A 23,464-nucleotide genomic window follows, 5' to 3' on the forward strand; every position below is an offset into this window, starting at 1 on the left:
GTTGGCTGTTGTCATGTCCTACTTGACCGGCTTATCCTCCCTCAGACGGACATGTGTTTCGAAGGCTCGGAGGTGACAGGATGGCACAACCAGAGAAGTCCATTGGTGAGATTAACGAGAGGATTAGAGACGGTAGCGTCAGAGTGGTCAATGCTTCAGAGATGACAAAGATTGTAGCAGAGCTAGGTCCGGAGGCCGCACTTCATGAAGTGGATGTGGTGACCACTGGCACGTTTGGCGCGATGTGTTCATCTGGTGTGTGGATGAACTTCGGGCACTCCGAGCCGCCCATCAAGATGTCGAGGGTCTGGCTCAATGACGTTGAGGCCTACGCAGGTGTCGCTGCTGTAGATGCGTACCTCGGAGCCACTCGGCCATCGGAGACACATGGAATAGAGTATGGTGGCGGGCATGTGATAGAGGACCTGATTCGGAGGCGTCCTGTGACTCTTCGTGCACAGGGCTACGGCACTGACTGTTATCCGAGCAGGTCTATCTCGACGGAGATTGTAATCGACGAGTTGAACCAGGCGACGATGTCGAATCCGCGGAACTGCTACGAACGATACGGCGTCGCCACCAATACCTCCAACAAGACACTCTACACATACATGGGCAAGCTTCTTCCGGACGCAGGCAATGCGAACTACTCCGGCGCGGGAGAGTTGTCCCCTATTGCTAATGACCCAGTCTATGCCACAATCGGTGTCGGTACCAGAGTGCTCTTGGGCGGTGCAGAGGGATTTGTGGTCGGGAGCGGGACCCAACACAGCCCTATCACGGGCTTCGGCACACTGATGCTACAGGGAGACCTGAAGCAGATGTCTCCTGAGTTCATCAGGGGCGCGACAATTACGGGATACGGGAGTACGCTCTACGTCGGGGTGTCTGTACCAATCCCGGTCCTGAACGTCGACATAGCGCGCAGAGCGGGGGTTTCAGATGCAGACATCACAACGAGTGTCTTCGACTATGGAGTGCCGAGCAGGAGTCGTCCTGTCCTTGCGCAGGTGAACTACGAGGAACTGAAGTCAGGCGCAATCGAAGTGAGAGGTCGGGAGGTCAAGACATCCTCGCTCTCAAGTCTGAAGATGGCACTTCGGGTGGCGGAACTTCTGAAGAGGAGAATCGCTTCCGGGGACTTCCTCCTCAGTGCAGCTGTGGAGCCTCTTCGATCAAAGGACACGGTGGCACCCATGGTCCAGCGGACTCCCCGGGGCACAAGAGTCTCTGCAGGGTCTCCACCTGTTCCAGATGACCAACTTGTACGATTGGATGAGACACGATGTGTTCACTGTGGTCTGTGTGTTGCCATATGTCCATGCGGTGTCTACTCTCAGGACACAAGTGGCACTGTTTCGTATAGGCCCGACGAGTGCACAGGATGCCGTGAGTGCGCGGATGTCTGCCCACAGAGGGCGATTCTAGTGAGGGGATGAGGTGATGCCACTTGAGACGTACTCACATCAGTATAGGCGAAACGTATGCCACCCTGCTCTCAGAGCCCGAGTTCGTTCGACCTGCGGAACAGGCAGTGGCTGAGGCACGCAGGTCCATTGTCGGCTATCTGCGGAGTCACGCCGAGTTTGGGGACAGCTTGGAGCCGGTGCGGGTGTCAGACACAGCCCCCGCAATCGTCCAACACATGGCCAATGCTGCCAGCACCATGCGGGTTGGTCCAATGGCCGCAGTAGCAGGAGCAATAGCTCAGTATGTGGTGGAGCGTCTGGTTGACCTGGGCGCCGAACATGTGGTCTTCGACAATGGGGGCGACATCGCGATGTTTCTGTCACACCCCGTCGTTGTGGGTGTCTATGCAGGTGAACATGCGATGCGCCAGCTTGGAATGAGAGTGACGGATACGGGAAGGCTTCTCTCTATTTGCACCTCATCCGGCACCGTAGGCCATTCGCTCAGCTTCGGGGTGTCTGATGCTGCTACAGTCTTCGCCGATGATGCTGCCCTTGCCGATGCGGCGGCTACCGCCCTTGGTAATCGTGTCTCAGACAGCAGTCCTCAGACCATTGAATATGCACTGAGAGCCACCGCCGCCTCGGGACTCAGGGGGATGATGGTCCTAGTGGGCGAGACCATCGGTATCCATGGTATCATTCCAGAGTTTGTCCGTGCAGACGTACGTCAAGAACTCATATCTAGGGGATATGGAGGCTGAACAAATGAATAAGATTCGATGCTGCATACTTGGTGCGACTGGGCTTGTAGGCCAGCAGTTTGTAAGACTTCTGAGCGGCCATCCTTACTTTGAGGTCTCAATGCTGACCGCATCTGAGAGTTCAGTAGGCAAGACCTACGAGGAGGCGACCGAGTGGGTGGTTGGAGGAGAGATGCCAGCGAATGTGCGGGCGCTGGAGGTGTCAGACTCCCGCCCGGAGTCGGTGCTTGACAGAGAGGTGTCACTCGCCTTCTGTGCCCTCCCGGCCAGTATTGCCTCAGACATTGAAGTAGACCTCGCCAAGTCCGGTGTTCATGTCTTCAGCAACGCAAGCGCTCATAGGATGGACGGTCACACACCGATACTGATCCCGGACATCAATCCGGAGCATCTCCGTCTTGTTCGCAAGCAGCCCTACGGCCGTGGCTTCATAGTCACAAACTCGAACTGTTCCACTTCAGGTCTAGTCTTTGGCCTACGACCTCTGATGTCCTTCGGGATACGGTATGTGAATGTGACTACATATCAAGCCGTGTCAGGCGCAGGCAGACGAGGTGTGGCCTCAATGGACATACTCGGAAACGTCATACCCTTCATCGCTCAGGAGGAGGAGAAGATTGAGCGGGAGTCACGGAAGATACTTGGGGTGCTGGATGTGGAGGACATTCGACCGGCGCAGTTCGAGATTGATGCAAGCTGTGCCAGAGTCCCAGTCATGAACGGGCACCTGGAGAGTGTCACGGTTAACCTCGAGCAGGATGTGAGCATAGAGGACGCAAGGGCTGCTCTCATGAACTACACGGAGGAGCCTCAGCGGCTCAGGTTGCCCACAGCACCCCCACAGCCAATCGTGGTCGTGGGCGAATCCGACAGGCCGCAGCCGGCGAGAGACCTCCATCTTGAACCACCGCACAATGGAATGGCTGTTGTGATAGGCCGGCTCAGGAAGAAGCAACGCAGGCTCAGCTTCTTCCTTCTGGTGAACAATACGATACGTGGAGCTGCTGGTGCATCGGTACTCAACGCAGAGTTCGCCATGGCCAAGGGCTACCTGAACACCGATTCGGAGGTGAGCGAATGCAGGTCATGAAGTTTGGCGGTGGCTGTCTGAGAGATGGCAGAGACCTTCTTCGAGTGGCGAAGATAGTCCGGCAGTCGGGAGGTGTACCTCTGGCACTGGTCGTATCAGCCGCTTATGGAGTCACTGACATACTGGACGAGGCCGTTCGTTCTGCTCTCCGCTCCGAGGACGAAGTACAGTTGTATGTCGACCGGGTTCGTCAAAGACACTTCAAGATGCTCGATGAGACCGTGACCGAACCATCCCTTCGCAGTGAAGTGGGGACAGCTATTGAAGAGCGTCTCAGACGACTGGAAAGGCTTCTCTATGGCGTGGCGTACACGGGTGAGATGGTTGACCCTGTCAGGGTCCTTGTGTTGAGTCAGGGCGAGCGCCTCTCCGCACTTCTTATGGCTGGGGTCCTCCGGCAGACCGGTCTGCCTTCTGAAGCACTAGAGTCGGACCGCATAGGTGTGGTCACTGATGGTTCTTGCGACAACGCGACGGCGGACCTGGCTGAGGTCGCTCGGAATCTCAGCTCAACGGTGCGCCCTCTCATCGACCGCGGCATCATCCCTGTCATCACGGGCTTCTTTGGCTGTACTCCGGAGGGCAAGACCTCGTCCTTCGGAAGGAACGGCTCCGACTACAGTGCGGCTGTAATAGCTCGTGCTCTGGGAGCCCAGTCGCTACACATCTGGAAGGATGCAGATGGTTTCATGACCGCCGACCCACGGCTTGTCCCGGATGCCAGAAGGATTGACGAGTTGTCGTACTACGAGGCGGCAGAGTTGTCTTACTTCGGGGCCAAGATTCTCCATCCCCGCACGGTTGAACCACTGGTGGGTAGTAGTATCAGCGTGTCCATCCGAAGCGTGCATGCGCCTGATAGAGTGGGTACCATTGTCCGACCCGATGGTCGCGCTGGAAGCAACGTGGTGAAGAGTGTCACCTATAACACGGGGGTATCTGTGCTCAGGGTGCATGGTGCAGGAGTTGGTCACAAACCCGGGATCATAGGTGACATTGGACGGCGACTGAGTGATAGAGGCATAAACATCTACTCAGTGATAACCTCTCAGACCTGCATCAACCTCCTGCTTGACAGTGCTGACTCTGAACGAAGTGTTGTTGCGCTCCGTCCGCTCGTTGGCGGGGTGATTGAGCGAATCGAGGTGCGTCAAGATGTCGCACTCGTCGCAGTTGTTGGCGAGGGCGTCTTGCGGACAAAGGGGATTGCAGCAATGGTCTTCTCTGCGGTGGCCGAGCGCGGAATAAACGTTGAGATGATCTCTGCTGGTGCTTCGGAGGTGGCGTACTACTTCCTAGTCCCGCGAGGGGACCTCGAGTCTGCAGTCCGCGCTGTCCACAACAGGGCGTTTGTGCAAGAGTACAGACCATGAAGCGCCTCACAATTTCTGTGTGTGACTGCGGCCCCACAGTCACACCCCCTTATATCCAACTAACACTGGATATATGCGGTGATTAGGAATGATTCAGCCTCTTGACCAGAGTCAAGACCTTACGAAGAGTCAGAGGATAGTCCTCGAGATACTGATGCAACGTGGACGAAAGGGAACGACACCCAAGCAGTTGTTGGATCAGGTGTCTTTTGCACCCAGAACAGTCAGGTATGCTCTCAGACGCCTGCTCAGCAAGAAGTTGGTGAAGCGAGTGCCATGTCTGGAAGACATGCGGCAGTGGGTCTACGTACCTGTTCGCGAGAGTTTCTAGTACGCGATTCTCAGTTCCACCTCTCCGACATCGTGGTTTCTCTGGGCGAACAGAACCCTTCCATGTGCGTTGACCAGTTCGGCGTATATTCCGGGGGGGTCCTCTACACCCTTGAGGAGGTCCGCACGGTAGGCACATATCGCCGACATTGGCAACTCGAGCACAGAGTGGAGTGCTCTCTCATAGTCAATCAGTTCTCGTAGCATGTCGTGCTGAATGAAGCAGGACATCTCTCCTGTGACCCTCATGCCTTTGAAACCCTGAGCTATGGCCGTCCGATAGTATCTGTCCCATGCCTGCATCACATCCTCTATCCTGAAGACCCCGTCTTTGATGTACAGGTCGGTGTAGTCGAGCACATCAAGCGCTCCACTCTGCTCCTTTTCGTCAACCATCATACCGAATCTGTTCATTGCCTTGCGAATATCCTCAGAGGTCTCCTCAGAGCACACGTACTTTGCAGCCTCTCCGCTGGCGAGTCCGTGTTGAAGATAAGTGAAGAGCACCTTCTGCTTAGCCTGAATCGAGTCGTAGACGAGTATGGCATGATCATGTGGTCTAATCTCTCTCAGGAACTTTGACAGCTCATCCTGAGGCTTGTGGCTCCTCCAGTCCGTCGAGTCTCTGAACTTGCTGTCAAAGCTTCTTGCCACCAGTTCGACAAGGCTCGGGTTATTTGTCCACAGTGCACTTTCACTGACCATAGACCTGCCTGTCGAGGTGGATATGAGGACCTGTTGTCCATCTATAATGAGATATCGACCTGGTAGGTCATTGACATAGCGCAGTTCAAAGGACAGACCAGAGCACTTGCACAGCTTGTCTGGTATTGATGGGAGCTTGGCTGAGAACTCGGTCAGTACCCTGACACGCACCCCTCTCGTGCAGGCCGAATGGAGCGAGTCTGAGAAGGCTGTGAGAAACCGAATCACGTTCTCACCGGTGTCAATGATTGCGACCTCTCTCTGGGCCTCGCCAATTGAGGTCGAGGTCCGCCTTCTGACAGCGTCCTTGTCCGTGACAAGAACGAAGTGATTGTCCTCTTCGATGGCTTCCGTTGGCTGAAGTTCTTCCCGGTGTCTTTCAAGAAACTCGGTCTTCAACTGAGCAAGCTGCGTCAGTTCTTTCTCAGCAGCGCTCTTCTTTCGTGCAATCAGCATTGACAGAGCATCCTCGATTGGTACAGCCCGGTAGCCTACCGGCCTGCCAAGCACTCTCTCTACCAGTCCTATCTTCTCCAAGACTGGCAACGCGCGATAGACCTCCTCTCGTCTCACCTTGGCAGTGGCCGATATCCTACTGGGGATAGTTGTACCAAGCCTAACGGCTGCAAGGTATACTCTTGCCTGATAGAGTGTGAGACCAAAATCAGACAGAGCCTTCGCAGTGTCCTCTTGTTTCGACAACTGACCGCCTCACCAATAAGCCTGTTCCTGTGTCGGTTCTACTATTATATCTGTATACCGCATCCGTGAATGGGCTGCGCGGCTCATGCCTGCTTGACAGTCAGAATCAGGACGCGCTCGTTCTCCAGACGGCCTCTGAAGAGCTCCCTGATGGTCAGTCTTGCAGTGCCTGCCTTTATTGCCTTGAAGAACCATTCCCCTCGTTCCATATCCCCTCCGGTCCATCCGGGCCTTACTCTGTCGGGGTGGACGTACTCAAGACTGGTCTTCTCATGGCGGACTATGTCGGTTCGGTCAATTGAGAACTCCGTCTCCTCTCCCACTGAACCATGTCGGTGGAATTGATAGTAGAACTCCTCTCCAACGCCCAGCTCCACCTCACACTCCGGTTGTGTGCACTCGACTCGTCTGACCTCTTTCGAATTCGGCTTCAACTCGTGCCTCGCCTCAACTATACCAGCATTCGGACGAGTTCAGCGATGCTGTCGATCACGACAACATCCTCTGGAACTCTGCCTGTCTCGCGATGGTCTATCCCTGTGAGGAGCACCGGACGCATATCTGCATTCTTAGCTGCCATCACATCGAGCCCTATTGTGTTTCCCACGTATATGCATCTTCTTGGGTTGTAACCTAGTCGCTCTGCGACACGTAGTAGCATATATGGCGACGGCTTTCTGTATCCGGGCACTGATGTGTACTCGACTGCATCGAAGAAGTGGAGTATTCGATGTTCGTCCAGAAAACCAGACGGGCTGCCAAACCGATTCGAGGCCACGGCTAGATCGTAGCCGTGCTGTTTCAGAGTGTCAAGAGCCTCTGTGACTCCGTCCACAAGCACTGGCACTGTATGAGCCAGCCTCTCCTCCCACATCTTCTGATACTCATGGGCCAGCTCGGATAGATTGTCAGACACACCGATCGTCTGGAGGAACACAAGGTCGTATTTCAACCACTCCGCCTGTGACGGTCGCCAGTGCACGTCGACATTGTTGACCAACATGAAGTTGTCAAGCCACGCCTCTGCAGAGTTCGTGAGGACCTCGATGAGCTCGTCGTCAGTCATGTGCTTCTGGACTGAAATGCCTAGTCTGAAGAGGAATTCCCTGATGGTGTCACAGAGCTGGACTGCAGGATGGTAGAGCGTACCGCCAAGATCGAATATCACTGCAGAGACATCGCTGAGTTTCATGGACAGAGGATTGAAACACAATGGCAGACATTTGTCTATCGCTAGCTGTATCAATTGCGGTCCGATACTGGTAGCCTTCCCACAAGAGAACCTTTTTTGGCAATGGACTAGTGCTCGTCCGTACTGACATGTCACTCGAGAGCGACGCCCTTGCTGCTGTTGAGAAGTACCTGCAGTCGAATCCAAGTGATGCGGCTGCATGGAATGTGAAAGGGGTGCTTCTGGCGAAGATGGAGGACTTCGGAGGTGCGCTTCGGGCTCTTGACACTGCACTGCGGCTGAACCCCGAGTTGGCTGAGGCTCACACTAACAGGGGCCGCGTGCTGCTTGCCCTCGGGCCCGAGAAGGCCAAGGAGGCAATCCAGTCCTTTGAGAGGGCGCTTCAGCTTGCTCCGGGTGACACAGAGGCGCTTCGTGACAAGGCAGCAGCTCTGCGCTTGCTAGGTCGCTCAAAGGAGGAGCTTGACATCATCGAGTCTCTGGTCGAGAAGATGCCGTCTGAGCCCTCGCTCTGGATTCGAAGAGGTGACCTAGAACTTGAGCTTGGTCTGTTGGAAGACGGAGTGAGAAGCTACGACCGTGCGCTTGAGCTTCGGGCCGAGCTTGTCCCTGCTCTGGTTCACCGCGCGCTGGCATTGGGCCTACTCGAACGATGGAAAGAGGCTATCAAGTCCGCTGAGTCTGCGACAGAGCTTGCACCTGACAACATGGAGGCCTGGCGGGTCTTGGCTGATGTGAACATCCGCGCGGAGCGCTACAAACATGCTATGCGTGCACTTGAAAGAGCAGCCAAGCTAGACCCCACGGACGCCTCGGTGGAGAACACCATGGGCATGGTGGCGTACAAGTCCGGAGCACTCCAGTCCGCTGTGGAGCACTTCACCAGAGCAATAGTGCGGGACAAGAAGCATGTGTCTGCCCACCGCAATCTTGGACTCTTGTACATGGAGCTTGAGCAGTGGGCGGAGGCCGAGGAGACACTCTTCCGACTGACTAGATTCTACAGAGATGACCCCGATGTCTGGGACGCTCATGCGACTGCCTGTGCGCGACTGGAGGACTTCTGCGCGGCTACTGAGTCTTGGGAGAATGCACGGCGGCTATACCGGAAGAAAGACAACGAACGTGAGGCCGAGCGGGTGCAGAACCTAGGCCGTGCTGCAAGAATAAACTGCTCAAGGCAGAAGAAGGCATACAGAGCTCAACGCGAACATGAAAAGGCCACACGGACGTTCTATGACCGTTTTGAGCTCAGGAAGAAGAAGCAGCGTGAATGATGGTCCTAGGGCTTGTCGAAGAGCAATGACCTGATTAGATAGTCCATCCCGAACCGGCGGCCCGTCAGGTCCATGTACCAAGGTGCTTCAAACTCCAGGGCTTTCACGATGTCATCTATGCTGACTCCCTCTTCATGCAGCACCCGCGCTCTCTCAGCAATGCCCTTCAGGTAGTCAATTCTCTTCTGAATGTGCTCACGGGGGCTTTGGATCGGGCCCCGGTGGGAGTCAAAGAGAACCGCAATGTCCATCTGCTGGATCTTCTCCATTGTGGAAATCATCCGCGGGACGTTCTCGTCATCGATTGCAATCTGTTTCTTAGAAGGCAGAGGCACTGCGTCCGCTGAGAACAACCACCTCTTCCGCGGCTCGTAGAACCCCACCATGTCACGTCCGTGGCCGGGTAGTTCGACCAGTTCCAGGTAGTAGTCGCCCGACTCCACGCTCGTTGGGATGACCCTTACATCCTCTACGGGTCCAGGCTGTCCCCAGACATAGCTGAAGAACTCACCAATGACCGGAGGTGCTCTCAGTATCGGAATCACAGCAGGTCGAGCGTACACCGGTGTGTTGTGTTCCAGTTGGGAGCATGCCCCCACATGGTCCTCGTGGGAGTGACTCACCAAGAGCATCTCTGGCGGATGCTTGCCTACCACAGATGCAAACTCTGATGCAGCATTGGCACAGCCGGCATCAAAGAGCACCTTCCCAATCAGATAGGAATAGACCCACATTATTGGCTGACCGTTGCTCTCTGTTGCAGTCTTCACACAGACGATGTCGTCGCGGAACTGCTCCACCTCTATCATTGTCCGTCAGCACTCGATTGATTGGTCCTAGCTACAGTGGTCGGATAGTCTTCCCCCCTCGTTGGTCCGTTCACCTATATCGTTTCCTGTACTCCGATTCCCGTTCACATCTCCCTCAGCACTGGTGGGCTGAACCGCTTCAGTCTCTGAAGCGCAACAACTCTATCTCTTCGTCCCATCTTGGCTTCGCTGAGTGTCTGTTCCATGAACTGGATGGCTTCGTCATATTCCTTTCGTGGCACCGGGAACGGCACCCCGTCCTTTCCACCAAAGGCGAAGGTCATGCGTACTGGGTCGGACCATGAGGTCTCAGCTCCAAAGATCATCTCTGCAACGAGTGCAAGACCTCTGACCGCTGCGGGCCCAATCCCATTGACTCCCAATAGCTCCTCGTAGTTGCTCGGCTGGGTCTCATAGGCCCTCCGTACAGCAGCCCAGTCAATTCTCTTTGGGAGGACCTTGTATGACGGGAGTAGTATGACCTTTCTGCTGGGCTCAACCCATGGTATGAGCGTTGACTCCCCGTAAGGCCTGAGGTCTTCGAACAGGCGTTTCAGCCGCACAGGCTCCTCCTTGACAAGGTCTACTGATGTGCTTCTACACTCCTGAGAGCCTTGTGCTGTCATGTCAAGTGTGTCGTTGCTGACACGACCGGATATCATCCCACTGTGTGGTTCTTCCACGAAGCTGTCGACGGACTCTGATATCCAGTGGTACCTTCTGGCGTCACTTGTTCTGCTGTCCATCCCCTGTTGGACCACTGCCCAGTTCTGCTTGTCATCGACAAAGAAGACGTGCTGGTACAGCTGGTAGCCATCCTGCACGGCAGCGTTGTCCACCTTTGCAACCATCCGGCTGATGTGACCGAGTGCTGCCCCGTCCATGCCATAGTCATCCAGTGCCCGTAGCTTCTCAGGCGTCTTGAGGGCGGCCATTCCCTTGCCTCCGACTGCTATCATCTGGTGTTGCTCGAAGCCCAGCACGGACTTCAGTACGCCACATGTGACAGTGGTGGATCCGGAGCTGTCCCAGTCATATCCGAGCACATTGGAGAGTGCCTGAAAGTACACCGGGTCTGAGAGTCTTCTGAGGAGTTCAAGAGTCCCATACTCATCCACTATGAACTCGCAGATGGCACTGGCCATGGGCATCATTCTCTTCACAAGCCAGTGGGGGGCCTTCCCCGGATGCAGCTTCAGGTCTGCGATGCCTGCTCTCTTCACGTAGGATCGCTCCAACCAGACTCATTGCCAGATGCATAATAAGCCCAACAGATGACCGAGACTACTATGCAGCTTGGCATGTGCTGACTCGATTCTAGCATGTGCTGGAACAGACTGCGAAGAGGTGGGACTGGCTGCATTCCTTTCATCTCCAGCCTCTCCATGACTTGGTACCGTTCTGCTCATTGAGGTCGTCAGTCCTATCATTTGAGTCAGTTGTGCACGGCCATGGACTGACTCAATCACATCTGCAGTTTCTCACTGCCCTCTCGTATCGAGAGCGGACTCATGATCGCCCTGTTCTCCGCGATGAAGCTTCTCACAGAACCCGGGCTCCTCTTGCTGAGCTCTCTCAGCACCCATCCCACGGCCTTGGCCACGAAGAACTGCCGGTCAGCTAGGTGTGGTCTCAGGGAGTCCACGATTCTGGGGACATTGTCCTCACTGAAGTTGCGCTTGAGTGACATATACAGGTATGGAAGTATGGTGGCTCTGCGCCGCCAGAAGTTCTCGCTGTTGCGCCACTCTGCCACCGTCCTCTCCACATCTGAGCTTCTCATCACCAGCCTGCCCAGTCCCTCAGTACACATCGGGTCGACCAGTGCCCATGTGTCAACATCATCAAGCCAGTCCGATACGAGTGCGAGACCTATCTCCGGATCTCCACGTCTGGCGTAGGACTGCAGTATTACTATAGCAGCTCGTCTTGCCTCATATACAGGCACCGACCAGAGCTGCGGCATCAGTTCAGCAAGTTCCAGATGTGACATGCCCTGTGTATGTCGTTTCGTGATAGCCGCTATGGCGGGAATCTTCAGGCCAAAGAACTCCAAGCTCGACGTCTTCAGGTATCCCGCGAGTACTTGGGCCTGCTTCGTGTCGCCCTCACTTCGCAGGTCCTCAACTATGGCCATCCACCGAGCGTCTGCCAATGTCCATTCGACCAGCTTTCCCACGTATGTCAAGTCTTTTATCGTTTGGCCGGGATGTATCGGTGTCCGAATCTCACGCCCCGGACGAGGATTCATCACATGGAGAATCTTGCCAAGGCCGACTGGGACGACCCTCAGAGAGTCAAGGGTCTCATAGACTCCTACACAGAAAGATACGGCGAAGTCTTCTGGAGTGCTCTTCTCCATGTACTGGGTTCGAGAAGGAGGGACACCGTTGTCGAACTGGGATGCGGCCCGGGTCTGTTCTTGGTGGACGCAGTGGGGCGCCTTGGGTCCAGCTTCGTCTATGGGCTTGACGCAAGCCAAGAGATGCTTGCTCGCGCAAGGGACTTCTTGAGGCAGGTCCTTCCCGAGGACCGCTTCCGTCTTGTAAGAGTTGACTTTGACACTGAGTCCATCAGTGTGGGCTCCCCGGGCGCAGACCTCTGTTTTGCAGGTTATCTGCTTCACGAGGTGGCCAATCCTGTTGGTCTCCTAACCCAGACTGCGGCCCTTCTTCGGCCGGAAGGTGCTTGTGCAGTCTTCGACTTTGTCTCGGGTGATGAGGAGGGTTTCGTCAAGGCCATGGTTGGACGTGGCGTTTCCGAGGAACACGCTCGAAGAAGGTATCCTCACATGTGTAAACACAGTCTTGAAGACTTGACAGATGTCTTCAGTCGGTCAGGCTATGCGTCCATAAGTCATGTATTGGCAGATGGTTTTCGTGCCATCGTTGTTGGAGTACGATCCCGGTCACAGCGTGTGGAGGCGTCCAGCGTTTCCAATACACACAGTAGTCGTCGCAGCTCTCCATGGGCGCATGATGACTCAGAGGTGAAGTGCCCCTCGTGTCAAAGCACGAAGGTCTTCAGGGTGCTGGACAGATGGGCCCTCTCACGTGGAGTTCAGGTGTTCCAGTGCACTTCATGTGGGAGGAAGTTCTATGAGCGGGGAGTTGATGACTACCAACCGACATTCTGATGTGAGCGCCACCATGTCACTCAGTCATAGCAGGAGCGGATACTAAGGCGTTGAGCAACAGCGGCAGGATGCTGCGTTATCCCTTTTCAATGGAGGCGCGCAAGGCATCAGTCGCAGTAGCCAGAGACTTGCGCGTACTCACTGACTTGCTACGCCTTGAGAGCAACGAGTACATCGTGGAGGCTGCGGAAAACCGAGTGCTCGCTGCATTGGATCAGAGGGAGATTCCTCTGGTCGACACAGGCGACCCTCGAGACTTCCTCATCTACACCACTGCAAGACTCATAGTTGAGTGGATTGGTGTCCCTCGCCTCATCGAGTACCAAGCTGAGGCCGAGTCGAAGTCGGTGAACAGGCACCTGAGCAAGGAAACCGATAGGTTCGTCATGGACCTGTGTAACACCTCGTTTGGATGGCATGTGCGGACCATTGAAGACCGTGCGAAGCTCTCCCGTTGGCTGGTCGGATATGAGATGGAGATACGATTTGAGGACTTCCTCCAAGTGGCTCCGGACTTTCACGACGTCTCATGGAAGATGGCTAATCGTCCAGTTCACGGAGGGTGGGTTCCCATCAGGCGCTCAGAGCTCGACCGGTTGATATCTGGCAAGTTCAAGAAGCTCATACTCGGGAGTTCCTTGGAAGTACCACCAATCTCGGACAGACTTGCTCTTGCCGTCCAGCGAATCGAGAGCGAGATGAAGTTGAAGATGCCGACTCGCGAGCCCTGGCGGCCCACAGAAACCACTGTATCCGCCCTGCCGCCGTGCATAGCCCAGATCTATGAGGATGCTGTGGCTGGGAGGAGCCTGTCGCACGAGCCACGTTTCACACTGGCCGCCTTTCTGCTGAGGATTGGAATGAGTGAAGAGGACGTCACGGGGGTCTTCCGGGCATCATCGGACTTCGTGAAGAGCCTTGCAGAATATCAAGTCCGGCACATCAAGGGCAAGAATGCGGGAGAGGGCTACACTCCGCCCGGTTGTCGTAAGCTTCAGGGTAGTGGACTGTGTCCCGTCTATCTGGGCAACAGGTTCGACCCACTATGTGAGTATGTGAGTCATCCTCTGGCGTTCTATGAGACGCGTGCGTGGGAGATTTCAAGGGATGTCAAGGACCACTCGTGGTATGGGAGGAAGCGCAAGAAGCTTCAGAGCCTCCGTTCCACTTAGTCTGTACCTAGAAGGTGTTTCTTGAGTAGTAGTATAGATACTCCTGAGCGTATCCTGCATATCTGCCGAAGTACGCTCTGGCCGCCTCGGACTTCTTGGCATATGACTTCCCACTCTGTGTGAAGATCCCGTAGTGTTTCTGTATGACCCTTTCAATCCAGACATCTATCGGAAACGCCTCCAGATGTCCTAGGGCGAACAGGCAGACACAGTCGGCGACCTTATCACCGACTCCATAGAGGCGCTTGAGTTCGGTATGCGCCTCCTCGTAAGGAATCTGGCACAGACCTGATAGCATTACCTCTTCCCTGACGATAGACATTGATGTTCTTGCAATGAACTCCGCCCGCCAGTCAAGACCCAGCTCTCTGAGTTCGTCCGGTGGAATCCCCGCGAGGCGTTCTGGTCCAGGCATCCCATGGAACTCGGTATCCATCAGTCGGTAGACAGGTCCATACCTGCGTCTAATCTCCTGACATGTCTTCCTGATATTGGGAATGTTGTTCCGTATTGAGCAGAGGAATGATATCAGGCAAGGAAACTCGGGGTCCTTGACGACTCTGAGTCCGGGCGCGTACTGTATTGCCCGCCTCATGAGTTCGTCTTTGCAGACCTCTCCTTGTATCTGGTCGAGTGGGTCCGAAAGGCGTAGCATCTCAGTCAGAGAGGTCTCATTGAGCTGCGATGAGCTGTCAAAGAATAGAGTGTCTCCCTTCTGTTGGACATAGACACACTGACCAACATCTGCATTCACATATCCTTCACCATGCTTCTGCCAGCAGAATGTCTGTCCACACTCCATGGAGTCGCTGAGATTAAAGTCCCGTGTCCTGAGTTTCTGCATCGACCATCGTGACAGCCTGTTCTAGAAATGAGCATTATGCTTGATGGTCTGCAGCAGCTGGACTGAGGTTGCTCTTGTGGACTATACTGTGCAGTGGTCATGTACTGCTTCATGCCACATCGAGCCTGAAATCACTCAAGACTCCTATCGAATCACAGGGAGCGGATTGGTCCCAGTGTTGCCATCTGAGCAGAAGAGAATCCTGTGCCCAGTTGCACAACTAATAGTGCACTGTCATTCGGTCACAGCTGTCTCTTGACCTAATTCTGTGAGCAGGTAGCGGCGGTGCTTGAGGAACCCAAAGACTGCTATCAGACTCAGTATGACCAGCAGGCCGACTGGTGCCATCTGATTGACCCAGTGGTTTCGCGGGTCCCAATCGATTGAGTCTGCAATCCCGTCATTGTCCGTGTCCGCACTGTTCGGCAACAGGCAGTATTCGACTTCGTATGCGTCACTCCAACCATCAGAGTCAGTATCACGGGCGAGTGGATTGAGGCCATTAAGCACTTCGAAGAGGTCATTGAGACTGTCGCCGTCCGAGTCTGGCGCGAGCGGACTCAGTCCCGCCTGTATTTCGAATCCGTCTTCGAGTCCATCTCGGTCTGTGTCTTTGTCCAAGGGACTCGTGAAATACGCATAGTGCTCATCGTAGTCTGAGAGTCCATCTCCATCCGTGTCACTCAGAACTGGACTGGTACCCAGTTCCATTTCGAATCCGTCCTCAAGACCGTCATTGTCAGAGTCCGAATCCACGAGACTCGAACCCGAGCTGTATTCGTCATAGTCTGACGCGCCGTCCGAGTCACTGTCACTCGAAGTCGGGTCCGAACCGTACCACAACTCGAAGGAATCGGTCAGGAAGTCTCCATCAGTGTCCTTGTTGTAGGGATCGGTCCCTCTCGAGAACTCATACAGGTCTGAGAGGGTGTCACCGTCGCAGTCCATGATGAAGGTGGTTTCAACTGTGATGTTTGCTGATGTCGTTCCCATGTTCACAAGCACAATCTCATACTCATCAAGCTGGGTGCATAGGTATTTCATCTTCAGTAGCCCCCCAGTCCCTGACCTAGAATACAGGTCGGTTGTTGTGCCAGCCTTTCGAATCTGCCCTCTGACTGTCTGATTGCCGGACCATGTGGCCGTCACGTTGATGTAGCTCGTGTATGTCATCTGGTGCCGTTGTGAGACCCCAATGCCTGCAGCAAGAACGATATCATTCCTGAAGGATGGGGCTGCGCCTGACCCAAGTGATCCCACGTATGCGACCACACAGCTTATGCAGGCCACAGCCTCTCTAGCCTTGTCGTATTGAAAGTAGGCGTAGTCGAAAGTGTCGACTATGCTCCCACTAATGCCGTCAGGCCAGTAACCTTGTGTGACATGAACTGCAGGAATACCCACTGCCCACATCTCTCCTGCAAGAGAATTCATCCCGAATGCGTGGTCTTGCGTGTACTGGAATCGAGCAGTCCCATAGGTCTCTGACAGCATTACCATCAGGTCTGTGATCCACTCAGACTCATAGTACTGACTGGAGGACAAACTCCTCACGAATATCTTGGTCCCATGGACGTAGGTCACTCGATTGAACAGCAGTCTGTCAAAGGTGAGAGCGAAGACAACGGGTATCTGTTGTTCGTCAAGCCACTGAACAATCGCATGACTCCCGAGGTCTTGGCTCGAGTCCCGCCTACCGGCACTGTTCAGTATGTAGTACACATCACAGTACAGCGTCAGATTGTTCAGCAGCCGTGCAGTCTCCAAGACCGCTGCCACGCTGGCCCCCACATCATTTGCGCCCGGACAGTCCACTTCAGTGTCAATTACCCCCGAGACTATGACTGCTCCGCGCTTATGCATTCCGATGCCGGTGGCGTTTTTCACGGCGACAAGGCTCTTGTACGGAGTGATCTGTCTGAAGACAAGTGTGCCTCCGGTGATTGCTTCAAGTGTGTTGTTCGCCCATGCCCACGCTGACATCAGGTTGCTTGAAGGGGTTCCAGATGACGTCCAGACGCGAGATGGAAAGGTCGTGGAGAGACTGGCGACCCAACTCTGGATGTTCGATGTGGAGGCATTGCTCCAGACTTGACTCCACACGCTTCTGATTTCCACATGGTTCGTGTCCGCCAGCAACGCTCTGTCAAACACTGAAGCTGCTGGCCCATGGTTTCCAGTGCTCGGTACTGTCGCACTCTGGACCGTTGGTGCGACGAGCATGACCATGATGCATATGACAAGAAGGCACCCGTTGTTGGCAACCTCGTGAGACTTCTGCGTTGTCATTGCGTTTCACTCCAATCGTAGCTTCTCTTCTTGCGAACAAGCCATCCAAGAAGCGCAATGCCTCCTATCAACCCGCCGAGGTGTGGTAGAACAAAGAGCCAGTGTTCGGTGGGCATCCAGTCGAGGTAGTCCGGCAGTAGGTCCCCATCCGAGTCAGTGTTGTCTCCCTGCATTCCCATCTCCACTTCTCGCAGGTCCTCTATGCCGTCACCGTCTGTGTCTGTGGAGTGAGGACTGAGGCCATTGAGCACTTCAAAGAGGTCACTGAGACCGTCATCGTCTGTGTCCCGGTTCATAGGGTCGCTGCCATGGAACAGCTCCAGACCATCCGTTAGCCCATCTCCGTCCGTATCGTGGTCTAGAGGGTTCAGTCCCATATCCAACTCGGTCTTGTCTTCAACCCCGTCTTTGTCGGTGTCCTTTGATATGGGTGATAGACCCATGCCAGTTTCAAATCCGTCCGACAGGCCGTCACCGTCCGTGTCTGTCATGAGTGGGTTGGACCCGTACAGCACTTCAATGCCATCAAGGACCCCATCCTTGTCGGAGTCTGGGTTTCTCGGGTTGGTCCCGCAGCTGCGTTCTTGGGCATCATTCAGCCAGTCAGCGTCCGTATCAGCAGCAATGGCATCCGTATTCAAGGCGAATTCTTCGGTGTCGTCCAGAGTGTCAGCGTCAAAGTCCTGTGGCGCGCTAAAGGCGTATGTGAACACTGCTGTGGTGTTGCCAAGATTGTCCACCATGAAGTGATATTGACCGGGTTCAGGTATCTTGTACTGGAGGCTGAGCGAGTAGCCACTTCCGAGCTGGGAGTGGAGCGTAACCCCTTCAGGCGATACTATCCTGAGCCTGATGTTTGGCTCACCGGTCCAGCTCAGTTGAAGGATGAGTGTGGAGGGCGCTGTCAGTGGCATTGTCCTGTTACGGGTGGTTGCGCGAGGCAGGGAGATTCCGCCTTCGAACCTGAGTGTGTCTCCGGTATTGACTTTGCCAAGATACCAGACAATTGAAGCCACAATCCCAGTCGCCTCTGTCAATTGAGCGTAGGAATACGTTACCACATTCCAGCTGTCATATTCTGATCCCGAGATGCCTTCATATTCCATCTGTCCTATAGAGAAGGATGGGATTCCCTTGGTAGCTCCATCATATGCGCCCGACTTGTAGAAGAAGAAGTTGTCCGGATTCCTGTCTACCGTCATCTTTGCACCGGATAGCTCAGAAACTCTAAGCGCAAGGTCACGACCGAACTCTTCTGCTCCATACTCTGAGTTGTAGTATGACCTGATTGCAATCTGGCTCACCTCCAGCCTGTTGAGCAGGAGCGAGAACCAAAACAGAGCTGCAGGCGGCCGCCCATCTTCATACAGCATCTTCAGAACCTCCCTGACTCCGAGGTTCCCAAGTTCTCCAGTGGCATAGTATCCAGTGATTGTGTTTGTAAGCACGAAGAGGACATCATTAGTAAGGCTGTAATCACTGAGCACTCTTGCGACTTCAAGCACTGCTGCCACAGATGCACCATAACCGTTGGCTCCCGGAGAGTAGGGCGAGGCAATGGTCCCAACGACAAGGATGGGGGCATTGTTTGAGGCCGTGCCCTTCATCTCACACACGAGGCTTGACTGATTTCCCCAGCGCTCAAAGTGGAGCTCTCCTCCTGAGATTCCTGCAATCTTCTGGTCTACGTATTCCCATGCTGCTCTGAGAGCATCTGAAGGTGCCTTGTCGAGTGGATACCATATCCTTCGTGGGTGGTTGAGGGAAAGCTCCCTGACTGTGTCCTCGAGACGGTCGATGTCCACTGCTTCGAATATCTCCCTCTGAATCTCATCAACATTGACCACAAGACTTGGGACTGCTACACCGACGGGCGTGAGGGCAGTTTCGTTCCAGACCTGTTTGTCAGACGTCACAAGACTCGGAGCCCATGCAACTAGCAGAAGCAAGAAGACAATTGCTGTGAAGCAGGTCCGTCTTGGTCGCATAGGTTGCGCTGGCTGATGTGACATTCATTAACCTTTTGACCTACGCCTACATCTCATGGTCGCTCAGTTCCGAGAACGCTATTGCGTGATCCAAGATCATGTTCACAATCTCGTCAACCTGATCGGGGCTCAGCAGTCTTGCAGTGGTCGCCGCCCAGTGGGGTTTCACTCCCTGACTTCCTACGAATGCAACTATCGACTCTGTTTCGACAGGAGAGGTCTCGCCGTCATCGTCAGACACGCACCAGACCTTAGGTATGGCACTCTTCTTCATTCCCTCAATGAGTATGAAATCGATGTCTGCAGAGAGCAGTTCGGCAAGAGGTCTTCTGACGCAGAAGCTGACAGTGGTAGTGCTTGGACCTAGCAGTACCGCCATATGCGACCCTGCTTTCAGGTGCCGGTAAGTGTCAGAGCCTACCGGAGGGAGGACATTCTCTCTCGAGCTCTTGACAGTTGCGACACGGTAACCCTTCCTACACAAGACTGGAATCAGGCTTTCAATGAGCGTAGTCTTCCCGGAGTCTGAAAACCCTGACACGCCAAAGACGCGTGGACTCCTTGTCATCTGGTCTGTGTGTTCTCCTGAGGCTCAGTGCTGCTTCCGACACAGGTATATGTCGGATTGCTGGGCGACGAGGCTGTTGCTCTCTTAGCAACCTTAAAAATCGCATCAGCGTGCGATGACCCCGGAGAAGGCACCTTTGGAACCAGATACTGACCTTGCAGTTGAGTGTCACGAAGTCTTCAGGGAGTTCCAGGATGGCTCGAGAGTGATCAGCGTACTCAAGGGTACAAATCTCAAGGTGCGCCGGGGCGAGTTCATAGCTATTGTCGGTGCCTCCGGCTCGGGCAAGACAACTCTTCTGAATCTGATTGGTGGTCTGGACCGACCGACCCGCGGTCTGATTCGAGTGGATGGTGTGGACATTACGAGTCTCGATGACGAGCGGATGTCGGAGATGCGCCGTGACAAGATAGGTGTCCTGTTCCAAGACCAACATCTCCTGCCTGTGCTCACATCCCTTGAGAACGTTGAGGTCCCCATGCTTCTGAAGGAGATTCGTGCCAAGAAGCGTCATGCACGTGCAATGGCATTGCTCAAAGCAGTAGGGATTGATCATAGGGCCTATCACATGCCGCATGAGCTGTCCGGTGGAATGCGATCCAGAGTTGCTCTCGCCCGTGCTCTTGCTAATGACCCCGCCGTTCTGTTGTGTGATGAACCGACTGGTGACCTAGACCACAAGACCGGTGGCGAGGTCATACGACTCATGCGCGACTTGGCGAAGAAGGACAACCGAGCTGTGCTTGTCGTTACTCATGACCCTGAGGTTGCCCGTATGGCAGACAGAGTCATGTTGCTCCGGGATGGTCAGCTTGTTGAGGAACTTGTAAGCGAGTTCTTCCGCCACAGCGGCGTGGACGTTGACTCAGAACGAGCAGCAGATGGCAATACCAATCCAGACGCATAGGAGCAAACAGGAATGGGGCGAGGCGAACACAAGTCGAATGGTCATCGAGGCAACAGGCTGTATGCTCTCTCATATGCGATGGGCTCGCTGAAGTCATATCCTTTCCGTGCTCTTAGTCTAGCGCTCACACTCAGCCTTGGACTGTCTCTTGTTGGCTCCGTGCTGATATGGGCTGATACTGGCCTCCAAGTGAGCGTCGACGAGTTCTTTGACAGCACTTCATTCCAGATGGCAATCGAGGACGATGTGGGAATGACAGAAATGGTTGATGCCGCCGAGGCATTTGTGGCGTCCAACCAGTTCATCCAGAGCACACATCGCGTCTACTCCACTGTCGGCCTAGTGTATGGCACTCATCTGCCTGACAGTACTGAGTACGGTCTTGCAGAACCAGTCTACACCGACGGCATCAAAGACTGCGAGGTCATGTTCGTGGACAACGAGTTCCTCACGAGTGCCGCTGCTGAATTCAGCATAGAGGGGCGATTTGAACTCCACACAGGGGAGGTTCTTGTCTCACGTCAGTTCGTGAGCTACGTATATGAGGTCTTTGGCACTATCTTGACAGTCAACTCCACAATTGACATTGAAGTCCTTGGAAGACGACCCATTGGACTGGTTGGTACCATAGGCAATATGCAGCGCACAAGTCTTGAGCAGCTGAGGGTAGTGGGGCTCTACGAGATTGAAGGACACCAGTCCATAATGGAACGCATACTGCCCTCTATCGTCCGGGACAACTATGACTATGTTCACTTCAGCACCCCTGTGCTTGGCATCCGCGACAGCATCATGGTGTTGTCCGACGCAATGGACATCAGCCAGATCTCTGAGGAGGGATTCTTTGGTGCACAGGCCTTCATTCGTGCCTCTTCGACAGCACTCACTGCGGCGGGAGTCCAGATGATATCGGAAACCCTCCTGACCCTAAAGGCCCGCATAGAGGAACAGTTCCGTGTAAATGTGGAAGGACTTGAGGAGATTCTGCATCTCCAGAACGTGGTGAACGCCTACATTTCCAATACCGCACTTGGCGTCCTCAACCTGCCTGTGTTCGTTCTTGCACTCTTTCTTTCTGTCTTTGCGGCAGACACATTCCTGGCGACCAGAGCAGTCGAGATCAGTGCCCTTCGTTCCAAGGGCGCCAGCTCAACGCAAGTCTATGGCATCTTCATCTCAGAGGCATTCGTCGTGGTCCTCACCAGCATTGGTCTTGGTCTGTTTCTAAGTGTATTCACCGCTGCTCTGATTTCCTCTGCGACCGGCTATCTGATGTTCGACTGGAGTCTGTATGAGTATTACCTTGCTTCAACTGTCTTGAAACCCTCTACAGTCCTGCTTGCGATTGCAGTCTGCATTCTGCCACCTCTCCTGCTCATTCTCAACTCGGCACGCAAAGCTGCCATGATTGAGATTGGCAGCATGCTCATGGACAAACCAGAAGAGCCAATCCAAGGTGGAGAGGCTCATAGGTTCACCATTGGGTCTTCCATTGTCCTGTTGGTGATGGTTATCGGAGCCGCCCTCTATCTTCCTGCCAACCCCCTCGTTCTCATTATGGAGTTGTCTTTCGGTACTGCGGCTTGGTTTTTCATGGCTTACAATGGTTCTCGCTACACTAGAGAGGCCTTCGCAAGAGTCTCCGCACGACTCGCCTTCATTCTGGGTGAAAAGTGCACAGTTGCTGCAAGCAATCTGAGGATGCGCCGGGGAAGAATCGTTCCTCTGATGGTAGTCCTTGTACTGACTCTCTCGTCAACCATTGCTTTCACAGTACAGGTGGAGAGTTTCCAGACTGACCTTCGACATGAAGTGGACTACGCTATCGGCGCAGACATGAGGGTGGCCTCCACTCCGAGGCCTTTTTCCTTCAGTGACGTGATTGAGGCGTATCCGGGGGTCAATCTGGCTACGCCTGTCCTATCAACCTTCGCACAGACGGGCTCAGAGAAGATCACCATCGAGGGCATCGATGCTCTGGAGTACTCCGTCATAGCACACTTTGACTCAACCAGTTTTTATGGGAAGTCCCCGGTCACTGTGCTGTCACGACTTGCACAGGTTCCCAATGGCATAGTGTTGAGCGCACGTCATGCCCAGCTCTTCAACAGGACCGTGGGTGACTCCTTGACCCTGCTGGTGGGCGGCAAAGGTCTATCGGTCCCTGTCACCTTCGAGGTTGTCGACTTTGTATATAGCTGCCCGGGCTTCGGATATGCTTCCAAGGATGACATGCCGGTATCAGCATGGGGGGCAGGCTTTGGATACCAAGCACCTCTCTCCGGCTTTGCCCTTACTAACATCGAGTTCCTCGCAGGGCAGACCTCGCTTGATACAGCCTCTCTATTCTTGGTGGACCTTGCGTGCATTACCAACCATTCTCTTCTCGTCCGAGGACTGAGCGACCTCCCAGGAGTGAACTCCGTGACCTCTCGTTCTTTCAACCTCAAGTCCGCATCATTCGGCACCGCCCTTTTCCTGAGCACAGTTGAGGGACTGTCCTCCATTGGGTTTGTGATGTCATTGGTGCTCAGTATGTTTTCGCTCACACTGTTCCTAGGTTCGATAGTTGGTGAGCGAACACGCGATTATGCAATCCTCCGAGCTGTTGGCAGTTCCAAGAGGCAGCTGACGCGATTGGTTTTCTCTGAGTTTACGGGTGTAGTCGCAGCGTCACTCACTCTGAGTGTCCTCCTCGGGACAACGTTTGGATACGTACTGAGTGTGGTGGTGTTCTCGATGAGTCCATTCTCAAGGGCTCTCGAACCGCTCATAGTGTTCCCCGTCGGATTCTTGACAGCAGTGCTGCTTACAGAGATGTGCGCGATGATTGTAGGAGCCTACTTCCCTGCAAGAAGGGCGTCGAAGACAGACCCCGCGATAGTCCTGAGAAATCTATGAGGTGAGCA

20 protein-coding genes are annotated in these 23,464 nt (G+C 54.4%); 10 read left to right on the top strand and 10 right to left on the bottom strand.

Annotated features, from left to right (window positions below):
• The first annotated feature begins 80 nt into the window (after positions 1-80).
• The 5 genes from HXY34_02780 (at position 81) to HXY34_02800 (ending at position 4,967) form a co-directional block, all read left to right on the top strand.
• Positions 81-1,439, top strand: a complete 1,359-nt coding sequence (locus HXY34_02780; GenBank protein NWF95044.1) for a 4Fe-4S binding protein — start codon at positions 81-83, stop codon at positions 1,437-1,439.
• Between the two features lie 11 nt (positions 1,440-1,450).
• Positions 1,451-2,173: a UPF0280 family protein gene (locus HXY34_02785; protein ID NWF95045.1), complete on the top strand. Its 723-nt coding sequence runs from the start codon at positions 1,451-1,453 to the stop codon at positions 2,171-2,173.
• Positions 2,174-2,177: 4 nt separating this feature from the next.
• Positions 2,178-3,263, top strand: a complete 1,086-nt coding sequence (gene asd / locus HXY34_02790; protein NWF95046.1) for an aspartate-semialdehyde dehydrogenase — start codon at positions 2,178-2,180, stop codon at positions 3,261-3,263.
• The gene (locus HXY34_02795; GenBank protein ID NWF95047.1) at positions 3,251-4,636 is read left to right on the top strand and encodes an aspartate kinase; all 1,386 of its coding nucleotides are present in this window, start codon (positions 3,251-3,253) and stop codon (positions 4,634-4,636) included. Before asd ends, HXY34_02795 begins: the two co-directional genes overlap by 13 nt.
• A gap of 88 nt (positions 4,637-4,724) precedes the next feature.
• Positions 4,725-4,967 carry a MarR family transcriptional regulator gene (locus tag HXY34_02800; GenBank protein ID NWF95048.1) on the top strand — a complete coding sequence of 81 codons (243 nt, stop codon included), beginning with the start codon at positions 4,725-4,727 and terminating at the stop codon, positions 4,965-4,967.
• Here the strand turns inward: HXY34_02800 and HXY34_02805 are convergent.
• The 3 genes from HXY34_02805 to HXY34_02815 form a co-directional block, all read right to left on the bottom strand.
• Positions 4,964-6,373: an MEDS domain-containing protein gene (locus HXY34_02805; GenBank protein NWF95049.1), complete on the bottom strand. Its 1,410-nt coding sequence runs from the start codon at positions 6,371-6,373 to the stop codon at positions 4,964-4,966. The two genes, HXY34_02800 and HXY34_02805, sit on opposite strands and share 4 nt — an antisense overlap.
• 83 nt (positions 6,374-6,456) lie before the next feature.
• Entirely contained in the window at positions 6,457-6,807 is a 351-nt protein-coding gene (locus HXY34_02810) for a hypothetical protein (protein ID NWF95050.1), read from the bottom strand.
• A gap of 17 nt (positions 6,808-6,824) precedes the next feature.
• Positions 6,825-7,586 (bottom strand): HAD family hydrolase, encoded by a 762-nt coding sequence (locus HXY34_02815; protein ID NWF95051.1) that lies wholly within the window; start codon positions 7,584-7,586, stop codon positions 6,825-6,827.
• 107 nt (positions 7,587-7,693) lie between these two features.
• On the opposite strand from HXY34_02815, the gene HXY34_02820 reads away from it, so the two are divergent.
• Positions 7,694-8,842: a tetratricopeptide repeat protein gene (locus tag HXY34_02820; protein NWF95052.1), complete on the top strand. Its 1,149-nt coding sequence runs from the start codon at positions 7,694-7,696 to the stop codon at positions 8,840-8,842.
• A 5-nt stretch (positions 8,843-8,847) separates the two neighbouring features.
• Here the strand turns inward: HXY34_02820 and HXY34_02825 are convergent, their stop codons facing one another.
• From HXY34_02825 to HXY34_02835, 3 genes are all read right to left on the bottom strand, one after another.
• Complete coding sequence (locus HXY34_02825) at positions 8,848-9,651, bottom strand: MBL fold metallo-hydrolase (GenBank protein NWF95053.1); 804 nt, start codon at positions 9,649-9,651, stop codon at positions 8,848-8,850.
• A gap of 104 nt (positions 9,652-9,755) precedes the next feature.
• Positions 9,756-10,889 carry a DUF763 domain-containing protein gene (locus tag HXY34_02830; GenBank protein NWF95054.1) on the bottom strand — a complete coding sequence of 378 codons (1,134 nt, stop codon included), beginning with the start codon at positions 10,887-10,889 and terminating at the stop codon, positions 9,756-9,758.
• Positions 10,890-11,116: 227 nt separating this feature from the next.
• Positions 11,117-11,806, bottom strand: coding sequence for a DNA alkylation repair protein (locus HXY34_02835; GenBank protein NWF95055.1), 690 nt, complete (start codon positions 11,804-11,806; stop codon positions 11,117-11,119).
• A 99-nt stretch (positions 11,807-11,905) separates the two neighbouring features.
• Here HXY34_02835 and HXY34_02840 point away from each other — a divergent pair, with 99 nt between their 5' ends.
• Complete coding sequence (locus tag HXY34_02840; protein NWF95056.1) at positions 11,906-12,787, top strand: methyltransferase domain-containing protein; 882 nt, start codon at positions 11,906-11,908, stop codon at positions 12,785-12,787.
• Between the two features lie 50 nt (positions 12,788-12,837).
• Positions 12,838-13,959 carry a hypothetical protein gene (locus HXY34_02845; GenBank protein ID NWF95057.1) on the top strand — a complete coding sequence of 374 codons (1,122 nt, stop codon included), beginning with the start codon at positions 12,838-12,840 and terminating at the stop codon, positions 13,957-13,959.
• Between the two features lie 7 nt (positions 13,960-13,966).
• Here the strand turns inward: HXY34_02845 and HXY34_02850 are convergent, their stop codons facing one another.
• From HXY34_02850 to mobB, 4 genes are all read right to left on the bottom strand, one after another.
• Complete coding sequence (locus tag HXY34_02850; protein ID NWF95058.1) at positions 13,967-14,803, bottom strand: hypothetical protein; 837 nt, start codon at positions 14,801-14,803, stop codon at positions 13,967-13,969.
• Positions 14,804-15,037: 234 nt separating this feature from the next.
• On the bottom strand, positions 15,038-17,092 hold the full coding sequence (locus HXY34_02855) for a M28 family peptidase (protein ID NWF95059.1): 2,055 nt from the start codon (positions 17,090-17,092) through the stop codon (positions 15,038-15,040).
• Positions 17,089-19,104, bottom strand: coding sequence for a hypothetical protein (locus HXY34_02860; GenBank protein ID NWF95060.1), 2,016 nt, complete (start codon positions 19,102-19,104; stop codon positions 17,089-17,091). The genes HXY34_02855 and HXY34_02860 overlap by 4 nt, the downstream gene beginning before the upstream one ends.
• 22 nt (positions 19,105-19,126) lie before the next feature.
• Complete coding sequence (gene mobB, locus HXY34_02865; GenBank protein NWF95061.1) at positions 19,127-19,648, bottom strand: molybdopterin-guanine dinucleotide biosynthesis protein B; 522 nt, start codon at positions 19,646-19,648, stop codon at positions 19,127-19,129.
• A 136-nt stretch (positions 19,649-19,784) separates the two neighbouring features.
• Here mobB and HXY34_02870 point away from each other — a divergent pair, with 136 nt between their 5' ends.
• Positions 19,785-20,555 carry an ABC transporter ATP-binding protein gene (locus tag HXY34_02870; protein NWF95062.1) on the top strand — a complete coding sequence of 257 codons (771 nt, stop codon included), beginning with the start codon at positions 19,785-19,787 and terminating at the stop codon, positions 20,553-20,555.
• Between the two features lie 12 nt (positions 20,556-20,567).
• Positions 20,568-23,456, top strand: a complete 2,889-nt coding sequence (locus tag HXY34_02875; protein ID NWF95063.1) for an FtsX-like permease family protein — start codon at positions 20,568-20,570, stop codon at positions 23,454-23,456.
• Positions 23,457-23,464: the final 8 nt, after the last annotated feature.

This window comes from Candidatus Thorarchaeota archaeon, from assembly GCA_013388835.1.
Taxonomy (GTDB): domain Archaea; phylum Asgardarchaeota; class Thorarchaeia; order Thorarchaeales; family Thorarchaeaceae; genus JACAEL01.